General features: G+C 46.0%; 12 protein-coding genes. 10 read left to right on the top strand and 2 right to left on the bottom strand.

Annotated elements, in window-relative coordinates; genetic code table 11:
* Positions 1-245: 245 nt before the first annotated feature.
* The gene (locus IJ23_RS25255) at positions 246-467 is read left to right on the top strand and encodes a hypothetical protein (protein WP_005386686.1); all 222 of its coding nucleotides are present in this window, start codon (positions 246-248) and stop codon (positions 465-467) included.
* A 135-nt stretch (positions 468-602) separates the two neighbouring features.
* On the opposite strand, the gene IJ23_RS01135 is transcribed toward IJ23_RS25255, so the two are convergent.
* Complete coding sequence (locus tag IJ23_RS01135; protein WP_033905115.1) at positions 603-851, bottom strand: DUF1289 domain-containing protein; 249 nt, start codon at positions 849-851, stop codon at positions 603-605.
* A gap of 184 nt (positions 852-1,035) precedes the next feature.
* Between IJ23_RS01135 and IJ23_RS01130 the strand changes: the two genes are divergently transcribed.
* The 9 genes from IJ23_RS01130 (at position 1,036) to IJ23_RS01090 (ending at position 11,322) form a co-directional block, all read left to right on the top strand.
* Complete coding sequence (locus IJ23_RS01130) at positions 1,036-1,482, top strand: META domain-containing protein (RefSeq protein WP_005378077.1); 447 nt, start codon at positions 1,036-1,038, stop codon at positions 1,480-1,482.
* Positions 1,483-1,917: 435 nt separating this feature from the next.
* Positions 1,918-3,078: an ABC transporter substrate-binding protein gene (locus IJ23_RS01125; RefSeq protein ID WP_033905114.1), complete on the top strand. Its 1,161-nt coding sequence runs from the start codon at positions 1,918-1,920 to the stop codon at positions 3,076-3,078.
* A 9-nt stretch (positions 3,079-3,087) separates the two neighbouring features.
* Positions 3,088-4,797: an ABC transporter permease gene (locus tag IJ23_RS01120; protein ID WP_033905113.1), complete on the top strand. Its 1,710-nt coding sequence runs from the start codon at positions 3,088-3,090 to the stop codon at positions 4,795-4,797.
* The gene (locus tag IJ23_RS01115; protein WP_005378088.1) at positions 4,763-5,410 is read left to right on the top strand and encodes an ATP-binding cassette domain-containing protein; all 648 of its coding nucleotides are present in this window, start codon (positions 4,763-4,765) and stop codon (positions 5,408-5,410) included. Before IJ23_RS01120 ends, IJ23_RS01115 begins: the two co-directional genes overlap by 35 nt.
* A complete protein-coding gene (locus IJ23_RS01110) occupies positions 5,403-6,014 on the top strand; it encodes a CDP-alcohol phosphatidyltransferase family protein (protein ID WP_033905112.1) in 612 nt (203 codons plus the stop codon). Before IJ23_RS01115 ends, IJ23_RS01110 begins: the two co-directional genes overlap by 8 nt.
* 123 nt (positions 6,015-6,137) lie before the next feature.
* Positions 6,138-6,617, top strand: coding sequence for a glycine zipper 2TM domain-containing protein (locus IJ23_RS01105; RefSeq protein WP_005386695.1), 480 nt, complete (start codon positions 6,138-6,140; stop codon positions 6,615-6,617).
* A 202-nt stretch (positions 6,618-6,819) separates the two neighbouring features.
* Positions 6,820-8,349, top strand: coding sequence for a nitric oxide reductase transcriptional regulator NorR (gene norR, locus IJ23_RS01100; protein WP_033905111.1), 1,530 nt, complete (start codon positions 6,820-6,822; stop codon positions 8,347-8,349).
* A gap of 174 nt (positions 8,350-8,523) precedes the next feature.
* Positions 8,524-10,185: a hydroxylamine reductase gene (hcp, locus tag IJ23_RS01095; RefSeq protein WP_033905110.1), complete on the top strand. Its 1,662-nt coding sequence runs from the start codon at positions 8,524-8,526 to the stop codon at positions 10,183-10,185.
* Positions 10,186-10,266: 81 nt separating this feature from the next.
* A complete protein-coding gene (locus tag IJ23_RS01090) occupies positions 10,267-11,322 on the top strand; it encodes a hybrid-cluster NAD(P)-dependent oxidoreductase (RefSeq protein WP_033905109.1) in 1,056 nt (351 codons plus the stop codon).
* Between the two features lie 213 nt (positions 11,323-11,535).
* On the opposite strand, the gene IJ23_RS01085 is transcribed toward IJ23_RS01090, so the two are convergent.
* The gene (locus tag IJ23_RS01085) at positions 11,536-12,477 is read right to left on the bottom strand and encodes a class I SAM-dependent methyltransferase (RefSeq protein WP_033905108.1); all 942 of its coding nucleotides are present in this window, start codon (positions 12,475-12,477) and stop codon (positions 11,536-11,538) included.
* Positions 12,478-12,490 lie beyond the last annotated feature (13 nt).

The following is a 12,490-nucleotide window of genomic DNA, read 5'->3' as shown; positions in this document are numbered from 1 at the left end:
GTTGGGCTTCTATGTTTGATAAGGTCTTTTAAATATGCAGGTTCATCGGCTAAATTTCGCGAAACATTTTCAATCGCACAGTCAATGATTCTGAGAAAGATGTGAATGGCGTTACAAACACTGCTCTCAAACAATTTGTCTTTGGACTTCAAACGATGGTGATGTGCCTCCACGCGCAAACTAATGAGCAGCGATCTGGACGTCAATGTGTTCAAACTGCTGCCATCGAGTTCTGGAGGTCAAAAATGAAACGAGCCAGCAATAGCTACAGACTCCAAATGATCAAAGAAGTAGTTACCCGTAGAGAGCGTGAAGCTTGTACGGATCCTATGGCGAGATACATTCATCAACTCATGGATGAACGCCCAACAAGTAAATTAGATGTTGAATTCAATCATCGATTTTCAGGAAATCACTTCGACGAACAAGCAGGAGGCTGGGTTAGCGACCGTTGGTCGATGAAATAACGCCAATTACCGCTTTATAGGGAAAATGGATAGGAGATTCCCGGTTCTTAAAGGACACCTTGCCGGACCGGGAATATGTAAAAGCCTAATCAGAACCGAAAGCGAAGGCGTAACCCCACAGACTGAACAAGAGTTCTAGAATAAGTCTTGTTGAGGCGATGGCTCATCTTGAAGCTGTTCTGGCTTCGTCTTCCCTGCCAACATCTTTCTTCTGTACCTTTGACGACACAACTTAATAACGTGCAACTGCTGAGCGGGGGTTAAGTTAAGCCAATTAAACCTTTCCTCTCTCTTTCTCATACACCCCTTGCAATACCCTTTTTCATCGGAGGTACATACTCCAACACAAGGGCTTGGGACAGTAAAAAACTCCAGTTGCTCCATACTAAAACCGCTCTTTCCATATTAGGGCGTATTGGCCTAGTTTAAATAATGAGAAGATTAGTCAGCAACAAAACTTGCTATATACTTCGTTATGTCAAAAACATACGAAACCATAACCTTATGCTGACAAAAACAGTGTTTTATTACTTATACTTACCGCGTTTATAAAAACGGAGTCTATAAAATGAAGCTTAGCCTAAAAACGTTAGTTACAGCAATCTCTCTCCCTGTTCTTATGACTGCTTGTGCTAGCAACGGTGATGATGTGAAAGAAATAACGGCTCAAGATTTGCAGCACCACAACTGGGAACTTGTTCAAGTTGATGGCAAAAATATCGTTCTAGACGAACACCAAAAAGCGGCTCGCCTAGAAATCGGTGAAAATCTAACCGCAAACGGCAACGCAGGTTGTAACAACTTCTTCGGTCAAGCCGAGCTGAAAAACAACCAACTACGCATCGAAAAAATGGGCATGACCATGAAGATGTGTATGGAAGATCAAATGAAGATCGAAAACGCAATGACACAAACACTATCTAACTGGAGCGATATCACGCTAACTAAAGATGGTCTTGTTCTGAAAAGTGCCGATCACGAATTGACGTTTACACTACGTGACTGGGTAAACTAATCCCAACTAAGTAAACCAGATAGTATCTTAAAGCAGCCAAACGGCTGCTTTTTTTATATCGATGAATCGTTAGTCATGCATGCTAAAGTCATTTAAATGGCCAACTTTCTTTCTCTTTTCGCCCTCAATTCCATGCTTTAGACATCAATTTTGCTCTGTAAAACAACCTATTCATATCTCTGGGGACAATAATTTTCAATTACTTGAAAGAATATCCTCAAACAAACGGTCCGCTCCTAAAATGACACCAAATTTGTCCTTTCTTCGTTTTGCTTCACATTGAGAGTGATTCTTTGAATCAATGAGTGATTCCGTTTGGGATTGGCATTGATAATAGAGAGAGATGAATTACTATCCTTGTAACAGAGCGGAACGACTTGCGAAAACGTCAATAGAAACGAAAGCAAGAACCAAAAGACATAACACGGAATAGATATGAAAAAGCTACTCAGCAGCATTGGCATTTTAGCCACGACTTTTGCGACACCTTCTTTTGCCGATTCATCAGTGAATAGTGAATGGCAAAAAATCGAACAGCAAGCCGACGGGCAATCCGTCTACTTTCATGCTTGGGGCGGGAGCCAAGAAATTAATCGCTACATACAGTGGGCGAATAGAGAGCTAAAATCACGTTATAACGTGACGCTAAACCACGTTAAAGTAACTGATATTTCTGAGACCACTACTCGACTTATCGCAGAAAAAGCGGCAGGCAAAAACAGCGGTGGTAGTGTTGATATGGTTTGGATCAATGGCGAAAACTTCAAATCAATGAAGGATAACCAATTGCTATTTGGTCCTTTTGTCGAAGGTTTGCCAAGCTGGCAATATGTGGATAAATCTCTACCAATTGATGTGGACTTCTCCGAGCCAACAGAAGGTCTAGAAGCACCTTGGGGAGTAGGACAATTAGTGTTTATCCATGACGAGCAAACCCTCCATAACCCTCCAAAATCATTCTCAGAAATGCTGAGCTATGCAAAAGCGTTCCCGAATCGCCTGACTTACCCTCGACCACCAGAGTTTCATGGCACAAGCTTTATCAAAGCATTACTCATTGAACTGTCTAACAACGCCCCTGAGCTGCAACAACCAGTTACCGATGACACGTTTGAACAAGTCACTCAACCGCTGTGGTCTTATCTAGATGAGTTCCATAAAGTCGCTTGGCGCGGTGGTAAGCAGTTTCCAGGCGGTACAGCAGAAACCCTTCAGCTACTAGATGATGGTCAGACTGACCTGGCGATTACCTTTAACCCGAACGCGGTTTTCTCTGCGCAGTCGAGCGGTAATCTTGCAGAGAGCACCAAAGCGTACGCAATGGACGCAGGAGCACTCTCAAATATCCACTTTTTAGCGATTCCTTGGAACGCAAATGCCAGTGCTGGTGCACAAGTTGCGATAAACTTTTTATTGAGCCCTGAAGCACAGTCTCGCAAAGGTAACCTAAACATCTGGGGCGACCCTTCGGTACTAAGCAACCAATACCTAACTGGTTCGGCCAAAAACACTCAACAATTCAAATCTATCGCTGAGCCACATCCAAGTTGGCAAGCGGCGTTGGAAAAAGAATGGTTGAAACGCTACGGGAATTAGTAAGAATCCATGTTAAGAGCGCTGTATTTAGTCATTATCGCAGTTTGTATTTTGCCTACCATTCCGGGGCTACTTGGAGTGGTGGTCTCTGCGCTCGGTTATGTACCTCCTATCGGTCTACACCACTTTTCTTTTGATGGCTTCAATGCCGTCTTTGATTGGGAAGGTGTTTGGACATCCATCGGGCTTACTTTCTACTCCGCCATTTTCAGTAGCTACTTGGCTTGCTTCATCACGTTTGCCATTCTACAGGCGTCTTGGGGCAGCAAGTTTTGGCGAAAAATTGAAGTTAGCCTTTCCCCACTTCTCGCTATGCCGCACGTCGCGTTTGCAATTGGCTTTGCGTTCTTGCTTGCCCCAACTGGTATGGGCGTTCGTGTTCTCAACCAACTGTTTGGTTACGACCCGAATGCACAAACGGTGAATGACTTAGCATTGCTGATTAAAGACCCACATGCACTCGGTTTGGTCATCATGCTTGCGATTAAAGAAGTGCCGTTTTTATTGTTGATGAGCATTCCGATCCTTCAGCAATTGAAAGTCGATAAGGTTGAAAAAGTCAGTCACTCGATGGGCTACAGTTCCGCGCAAACGTGGTGGAAATGCGTATTTCCGCAATGGTTAGCAAAACTTCGTTTCCCAATGCTGGCGGTATTGGCTTACAGTTTGTCCGTTGTCGATGTCGCCCTGATTATTGGCCCTACCAACCCACCGACGTTTGCGGTTTTGGTATGGCAATGGTTTAACGATCCAGATTTATCGCTCCTACCAAGAGCGGCCGCTGGCGCAGTAATACTGTTTGCGATCGCTAGCCTTTTGATTGGATTTGCACGCTTAATGGAATGGTGTATTACCAAAGGCTTCAAACGCTGGCAGTACTCTGGTCGAAACGGGTTTCGTTTACCCGGTAAAACCCTATTTTCACTGATTGCTCTACTTGCACTTCTAATGATTCCACTCATGGTGCTGTGGAGCTTTGCCCAACGTTGGCGCTTTCCAGATTTGCTCCCAAGCCGTTACAGCCTGCGTTTTTGGGAATACGAATGGCACAGCATTCTAGGGACTCTAGAACAAAGTATGTCAATCGCCCTGATCAGCGCGACTGTCGCGCTAGTTCTTGCTTTAATAGCACATGAGTATCGTCTCCGTTATCGCTGGCAGGTGCCCGGTTACATCATCGCCATCCCGATGCTGATTCCTCAATTATCGGTGCTATTCGGTATGCAAGTGGTAACACTGTACTTAAACAGTAACGCGTATTTCTTTTGGGTATGCTGGGCGCATGTATTCTTTGCGTTCCCATTTATTTACCTCTCGCTAGACGGTCCGTGGCGCAGCTTCGACAATGGGTTAACTCGTGTCGCTCTCAGTCTAGGTAAATCGCCGATGCAAGCTTGGTTAAAAGTGAAACTACCAATCCTCCTGCCTGCGATTGCATTCGCATGGGCTATCGGTATTAGCGTAAGTCTGGCGCAATACCTACCGACATTGGTGCTAGGGGCTGGGCGCATTAGCACCATCACAACTGAAGCCGTTGCACTATCCAGTGGTTTTGACCGACGTGTCACCGCTATTTACGCCATTTGGCAAGCTCTGCTGCCATTCTTGTTCTTCTCTTTTGCGATACTGCTTAGCCACTTGCACAGAAAGTATCGCCGCTTGTCTATAAAAGGTTTACTACTGAATGAGTCTTTGTCTCGAAAACCTCGCCATCCGTAAAACCAATGGCGACGCGCTTTTCTCGGCGTTCAATATGACCGTAGAAAAAGGTGAAATCGTTACCCTGATGGGGCCTAGCGGTTGTGGTAAATCCACTTTGTTGGATGCCATTGCCGGGCACCTATCCGCCGAGTTCAACTACTCTGGATCCATTACGCTTGATAACGAAAAGTTGGATGCCCTCCCTGCCCATAAGCGTCAGGTCGGTATTCTATTCCAAGACGATTTGCTCTTCCCTCATTTAACGGTGTGGGAGAACCTTGCCTTCGCGCTACCAAACTCAATCAAAGGTGAAGAGCGTAAAGCTCACGCTATGCAAGCACTGAAGAACATTTCATTGACCAAACTAGCAGAGTCCTTTCCTGACCAAATTTCGGGAGGGCAACGTGCCCGTATCTCATTGACTCGTATGCTGCTAGCAAAGCCGAAAGTTGCGCTACTTGATGAGCCCTATAGCAAGCTGGATAAAGACCTGCGCGTGCAATTTCGCAATTGGGTGGTCGAACAATTGCAGCAAGCGAACATCCCTACTTTGATGGTAACGCACGATGAAGACGATATTCCTGATGGCAGCCGCTGCCTAAACTGGCCGTGGGAGACAAATCATGCTTGATAGCCTGAGTATAAAGCTCATCCGCAAACCGCTGGCACTCAGTGCGACATATCTCGATAAATGTGGTATCACTGCAAATCAGACGACAGTGTTTGGTTTTGTACTTGGCTGTTTTGCCCTGCCTGCTTTGATCGCCGAACAGTACTTGTTGGCGTTGCTGTTTATTTTGCTGAACAGAATCTGTGATGGGTTAGACGGTGCACTGGCAAGGATTCAAGGCATTACCGATGCGGGTGGCTTTCTTGATATCAGCTTAGATTTTTTGTTCTATTCGTTGATTCCTTTTGGCTTTGTGCTTGCCAACCCAGAGCACAATGCCGTTGCAGGCGCATTTTTGATTTTTTCCTTCATCGGCACTGGTAGTAGCTTTTTGGCTTTTGCCATCATGGCAGGAAAACAAGGCATCGATAATCCGGTATATAAAAACAAATCGCTTTACTACATGAGCGGCTTAACCGAAGGTACAGAAACCATTGGCTGCTTGGTTTTATTTTGTTTGCTACCGCAACACTTTGCCGTCATCGCGTATATCTTTGGCGCGGCATGCTGGTTTACTACTTTTACACGTATTTATTCAGGGTTTCATACGCTTAACGATCATTAATACTGCTTAGACAATCGCGTTTCCTTAAGGGACAGGCCGCTAAGCCACTGTTTTATAAAGCACCAAAACGCAGGTTAAATTGGGGTATATACTCTTTGAATGAAGAAACCATTCGGAGGCTATATGAAAAAACAGATCAATTTAGGCATGTTGCTCACCATTACTTGTGCGCTCGTGCTTGGCGGCTGTAGCTCACCTAACCCGTACGGAGATGCATACGGCTCATCCGACACTCGCAAAGTTCAGCAGGTTTACTACGGCACAGTAGAAAAAGTAGAACCCGTAACCATTGATGCCTCTACCCAATCCAATGCCATTGGCACCATCGCTGGTGCTGCCGTGGGCGGGATCTTAGGCTCAAAAGTTGGGGGCGGTTCTGGCTCGGATATCGCTGCCATTGGTGGTGGTCTATTGGGTGGCTATGCAGGCAGCAAAGCGGCTGAAGCAACCGCGAAAAGAAATGGCGTGAATCTGACCATTCGTTTAGAGGACGGAAAGATTATCTCTATTGTTCAAGAAGCAAATCCAAACATGATTTTCCAACCAGGCCAAGCGGTCCAAATCAATGTTTCTGGTAATGACGCTAGAGTCGTTCCTCGTTAACTCGGACAAACAAAACCTTTGGCCTGCTCTAATTCAAACACCTAACCCGCGCAAGCTTACATCACTGGCTTGTTAACTTGCGCGTTTCTTTTCGTATCAAACTTGATCGTCGTCAATGGAACATCAATCTCCCATACCTTTCGATGTTCAAATGACATCAAGTTGCTAGCATGAGCCCATTCCAGATAACTTTGGGCTTGTTATGACACCGACTGTTGACCACGTACTCCTTAATATCGCGCTAAACCTCAGCTCTAATCGCTCTCATGAGCAGCAATATCAAAACCTCATTGATGGGGTCGCGCAAGTATTCCCATGTGATGCGAGCTGCCTGTTTATCTTCGATGAGGATGGGTTTCTAACTCCTGTCGCGGTAAAAGGCTTATCCAGCTCGGTCTTAGGTCGTCGCTATTTCCCCAAAGCGCACCCTCGCTTAGATGCCATTATTCATAGCCGTGAACCGGTGCGTTTCGATGCCGATTGTTCACTGCCGGATCCTTTCGACGGCACACTATTAACTGAAGACCAATGCATTGATGTTCACGATTGCATGGGCTTTAGCTTGTATGTCGAAGGCCAACTTGTTGGCGCACTAACGATGGATGCACTAACGGTGGGCGCGTTTGATGGCATCGATCCTGTCGCTATCGAAACCTTTGCGGCTTTGACCGCTGCGACATTGCGTAACATTGCTCAGTTAAAAGCGCTCAAAGCGCAAAACCAGAAGCAAAAAAGCGTCACTCAAACCCTTATCCAGCAAGCCCGTTCTCAACATGGCGAAATGGTGGGTTTGAGTCCACAGGTCAACCAGTTACGAAACAACATTGCGACTGTTGCTCAATCAGATTACGCAGTACTTATCACAGGAGAGACCGGTACTGGTAAAGAACTGGTCGCGCACTCGGTACACGCGCAATCTCATCGTAGCGATAAGCCGATGATTTACGTCAACTGTGCGGCCCTGCCTGAAGGTCTGGCTGAGAGTGAACTGTTTGGCCATGTCAAAGGCGCATTTACAGGTGCTAATAGCCACCGTGCCGGTAAGTTTGAACTGGCAGACGGTGGAACGATTTTCCTTGATGAAGTGGGCGAACTGCCTATGATTTTGCAAGCAAAATTGCTGCGCGTAATTCAGCAAGGCGAGCTGCAACGTGTGGGTAGCGATCAGCATTTGATGGTCAATGTGCGCATCATCGCCGCGACCAATCGACAATTAGAAAAAGAGGTCGAAGCTGGCACGTTTCGAGCAGACCTTTTCCACCGTTTAAACGTATTCCCAATCCAAGTTCCCCCACTTCGTGCCCGTGACGGTGATATTCCCGTTTTAGCCGGATATCTGTTAGAAAAGGTACGCCAACAATTTAATGCGCCCAATCTTCACGTTCACCCTAAAGTGTTGACTCAACTGGAGTCTTTACCTTGGTACGGAAACGTACGCGAGCTCGAACACACTTTAACTCGCGCGGCTTTACACGCCATTCAACAAGGTGCAAGCACGATCATGCTTAACCATTTTGACACCTCACTGGCTCTCGATGATGTAAAAAACACATCGCATTATATGCCTAAAGAAAGCCAACCAATGCGAGAGCTAATAGAAAGCTATCAACGTGATTTAATTGAACATGCTTTGAGCCAAACTGGTGGCGTTTGGGCAAAAGCAGCGGAGTTTTTACAAATGGATCGCGGGAACTTATATCGGATGGGTAAAAAGCTCGGGATCAATAAATAACCGACCACAAGAAGCCGATGTGATTAAGACATCAACTGCGTTGTCTTAATTACATCAACCACTCTCCTAAATCTGATAAAATTCAATACAAATCAACAAGATAATAATTGGCACGTATTCTGCTCTCTAGTGGTCAACATCACGACTATTAAAACAATCACTGGAGAACCCAATATGTTCTGTATTCAATGTGAACAGACAATTCAAACCCCTGCTGTTAAAGGTTGTTCTTTTGCACAAGGCATGTGTGGCAAAACTTCTGAAGTATCAGACCTACAAGACGTGTTGGTTTACACACTGCAAGGGGTTTCTTTTTGGGCATCAAAAGCACTTGAATTCAACATCATTAACGATGAAATCAACCAATGGGCACCCAAGGCATTTTTCTCTACATTGACGAACGTTAACTTCGACCCTGAACGCATCCTAGAGTTAACTTCTCAAGCCGCAACGTACAAAGCATTGTTAAAAGAGCAAGTAATGTCTGCTGCGACTTTGTCAAACACCAACCTTACTGACATTCCTGCCGTTGCCAACTTCGAGCTACCAAACAGCGCAGAAGCGATCTTAACTTTTGCTCCTCAAGTCGCGGTTAACCGTGGTAAGGACCAAGTACATGAAGATGTTATTGGCCTACGCCTACTTTGCCTATACGGCCTTAAGGGTGCAGCCGCGTACATGGAGCACGCACGTGTTCTTGAGCAAACCAACAACGATATCTATGCCGAATACCATGAAATCATGGCGTGGTTGGGCACAGACCCTGAAGATCTAGGCGAACTACTTGATTGCTCAATGCGCATCGGCCTGATGAACTACAAAGTGATGGAAATGCTCGACCAAGGTGAAACAATGACCTTCGGCCATCCAGAACCAACCACGGTGAACGTCAAGCCAGTAAAAGGTAAATGTATTCTTGTTTCTGGCCATGATTTGCATGACCTAGAAAAAATCCTGCAACAGACCGAAGGCAAAGGCATTAACGTTTACACCAATGGTGAAATGCTGCCTGCACACGGCTACCCTGAGCTGAAGAAATACTCTCATCTTGTCGGTAACTACGGCAGCGCATGGCAAAACCAGCAGAAAGAATTCGCAAACTTCCCTGGCGCAATCGTAATGACGTCAAACTGTTTGTTGAATCCAAATGTGGGTCAATACGCAGACCGTCTATTCACCCGCAGTATTGTTGGCTGGCCTGGAGTGGCTCACATCGAAGGCGATGATTTTAGCCAAGTGATTGAATGTGCTCTAGCGCAAGACGGTTTCCAACACGATGAAATCGAACACCACATCACGGTTGGTTTTGGTCGCAATGCACTGATGAACGCCGCCCCTGCGGTTATCGACCAAGTGAAGCAAGGCAACATCAAACACTTCTTCCTAGTCGGCGGTTGTGATGGTGATAAAGCGGAACGCAGCTACTACACCGATTTTACGGCTGAAGCGCCAGAAGACACGCTAATCCTGACCTTGGCGTGTGGTAAGTTCCGCTTCAACAAGAATACGTTCGGAGATATCAACGGCATCCCTCGCCTATTGGATGTGGGCCAATGTAACGATGCTTACTCTGCAATCCAGCTTGCACTTGCACTGGCGAAAGAGTTTGACTGTGACATCAATGAACTGCCACTCACGCTTGTGCTTTCTTGGTTCGAGCAAAAAGCGATCGTTATCTTGCTAACGCTATTTGCATTGGGCGTGAAAGGCATTTACACAGGCCCTACTGCACCAGCATTCCTAACGCCAAACCTAATCGCCATCATCCAAGAGAAGTTCGATATGCGCAGTATTGGCAATGTTCAGGATGATCTAAAAGCCATCCTAGCAGCCTAATAAACCTGCTTGTTACGCGCCTCCTTACGCGGAGGCGCTATCTATTTCGAACCAAAAATAGCCACAACCAAAGAGATTGTTATGTTTTTTGAATGGCAAGGTAACCAACCCGTCACACTCCTTTGCATCGACAAATACTTCGAAACACACGACACCGTCAGCATCAAATTGGCCGAACTAACCGAATCACTTCTGTTTCAGTTTAAGCCTGGCCAGTTTATTAACTTAGGCGTGGAAATTGATGGAAAAATGGAGTTTCGCGCCTATTCAATCAGCTCGATCAATGAAGACGATCACCTTCAACTCACCATCAAACGAGTATCTGGCGGTAAAGTATCGAACTACATCGTTGACTCGCTTCTGCTAGGTGATACCGTTCAAGCATTACCACCAGCAGGCGAATTTAACTGCATCGACCATCCACCCGTGTTACGTGATGGCGAAACAAAAGCCTTGCTTATCAGTGCAGGTTGCGGCGTCACGCCCGTATTTTCGATGGCAAAACACTGGCTGAGTAATCAAGATGAAAACGACAACGATGTGGACATCGCATTTCTTCATATCGCACGCAGCCCAGAAGAGACGATTTACTACGATCAGCTAGAAACGTTAGACGCCGTATATCCCAACTTCCATTTAAAGCTGTTGCTGAAAAACCGCGAAGGAACGTCACACCCACAAGGTCGTTTGAATGCCGACTGGCTTAAAGAGCTTGTTCCTGATTTCAAGCAACGCACCGTTTACCTGTGTGGTCCAAGCCAGTTTATGCTAGATGTACACGGCTATTTGAATGACCTTGGTTTTGACATGACGAACTTCTACCAAGAGAGTTTTACGCCAGCGACTGGCGCAGAAACATCGGTCTCCGATGAGACGGTTAACGTTTTTGTTCCTGATTTTGCTCAAAGCATCGATGCGCAAAAAGGTCAGGTACTGGCCGATGTGCTCGAAGGCGCAGGTTTACCATTAATCGTCGCTTGTCGAAGCGGAATTTGTGGCTCGTGCAAATGCAAGGTTCGTAAAGGCAACGTTTCTTCCACCAGCCTAGAAACATTGACGCCAGAAGAAATTGAACAAGGCTATGTGCTCGCCTGCTCATCAATCATCGAAGCGGATCTTGAAGTGCAGATCGGTTAATGCTGCTGGTATCGATCTTTTATTGTTTCCCGTCATTCCGACGAGCCTAGGCGAGGCCAGGAATCTAATATCAGCGTGTTAGGAATAACTCACTCTGATAATAGACTCTGAATCACACTCGCGTCTCGCTATTCAGATTGACGGGGTATCGCGGAGATGCCAGCCTTACTCAAACGGTTGGTATTATAGATAGGTACAACTTTCGTTTCGTCGTCATTGCTTCTCGCTAAACAACAACACTTTCAATGCTGCTTCGCTGTCTACGTCCATAAACTCTGGCGGGTTATCCAGACGCTCACGGAATGTCAACTCTGGCGCCTCTTCTTTCATGCTTTCAATCAAGAAGTCGCTTGTCACAGATGGCGAGTTCACACATGCCATCACTTGACCACCGTCTGCCAACAAATCCGGCAACCGACGTAAAATCTTTTTGTAATCTTTAGTCAGCGCAAAGCTGCCTTTCTGGAATGAAGGCGGATCGATGATAATCAAGTCATACTGACCAGATTTCTTAATCTTACCCCATGATTTAAAGATATCATGCCCCATAAAGCTTACCTGGTTGATGTTATGACCATTTAGCTTGTGGTTCTCACGGCCTTTAGACAACGACGCTTTCGCCATGTCGACGTTAATCACTTTATCTGCACCACCCGCAATGGCAGCGACAGAAAAGCCACACGTGTAAGCAAACAAGTTGAGCACGTTTTTATGCTTCGCATTTTCCCGTACCCAATCACGACCGTAGCGCATGTCCAAAAACAGACCGAAGTTTTGGTTGCGGCCAATATCCAATTGGTATTTCAAACCGCTTTCTTCAACGACAGGGCGAGCATCTAATTCACCGACAAGCACTTCTGAAGGCGCACCATCGGCATAACGGTGCTGAATAACCATAGTACGACCTTGCTTGTCTGCCCACAGTGGTGATTGTACCAACGCATTGAGGCCGCTTTTCAGCTCAGCGAGAAACACGTCGTCGACTTCTTTAAACAAGTTGATGATCAACTGACCTTGTAACCAGTCACAGGTGATTTGCTCTAGGCCCTCAAAACGACGACCACGACCATGAAACAGTCGACGAATTTCATTCGGAGCTTGCGCTAGCTCGGTTTCTAGATGCTGAAAAAACAGCGGAAGTTGTGATGCTTGCATCGAGTTCTCTTAT

Source organism: Vibrio sp. OY15 (assembly GCF_000742455.1).
In the GTDB taxonomy this organism is placed as follows: Bacteria; Pseudomonadota; Gammaproteobacteria; order Enterobacterales; family Vibrionaceae; genus Vibrio; species Vibrio alginolyticus.
This window is presented reverse-complemented; position numbering and strand designations above follow the sequence as displayed.

Excerpts from the sequence above, each read along its gene's own strand:
- IJ23_RS01120 (WP_033905113.1), top strand. The coding sequence starts at position 3,088 with ATGTTAAGAGCGCTGTATTTAGTCATTATCGCAGTTTGTATTTTGCCT.
- norR (WP_033905111.1), top strand. The coding sequence starts at position 6,820 with ATGACACCGACTGTTGACCACGTACTCCTTAATATCGCGCTAAACCTC.
- IJ23_RS01090 (WP_033905109.1), top strand. The coding sequence starts at position 10,267 with ATGTTTTTTGAATGGCAAGGTAACCAACCCGTCACACTCCTTTGCATC.
- IJ23_RS01105 (WP_005386695.1), top strand. The coding sequence starts at position 6,138 with ATGAAAAAACAGATCAATTTAGGCATGTTGCTCACCATTACTTGTGCG.
- IJ23_RS01115 (WP_005378088.1), top strand. The coding sequence starts at position 4,763 with ATGAGTCTTTGTCTCGAAAACCTCGCCATCCGTAAAACCAATGGCGAC.
- hcp (WP_033905110.1), top strand. The coding sequence starts at position 8,524 with ATGTTCTGTATTCAATGTGAACAGACAATTCAAACCCCTGCTGTTAAA.
- IJ23_RS01110 (WP_033905112.1), top strand. The coding sequence starts at position 5,403 with ATGCTTGATAGCCTGAGTATAAAGCTCATCCGCAAACCGCTGGCACTC.
- IJ23_RS01135 (WP_033905115.1), bottom strand. The coding sequence starts at position 851 with ATGGAGCAACTGGAGTTTTTTACTGTCCCAAGCCCTTGTGTTGGAGTA.
- IJ23_RS25255 (WP_005386686.1), top strand. The coding sequence starts at position 246 with ATGAAACGAGCCAGCAATAGCTACAGACTCCAAATGATCAAAGAAGTA.
- IJ23_RS01125 (WP_033905114.1), top strand. The coding sequence starts at position 1,918 with ATGAAAAAGCTACTCAGCAGCATTGGCATTTTAGCCACGACTTTTGCG.
- IJ23_RS01130 (WP_005378077.1), top strand. The coding sequence starts at position 1,036 with ATGAAGCTTAGCCTAAAAACGTTAGTTACAGCAATCTCTCTCCCTGTT.
- IJ23_RS01085 (WP_033905108.1), bottom strand. The coding sequence starts at position 12,477 with ATGCAAGCATCACAACTTCCGCTGTTTTTTCAGCATCTAGAAACCGAG.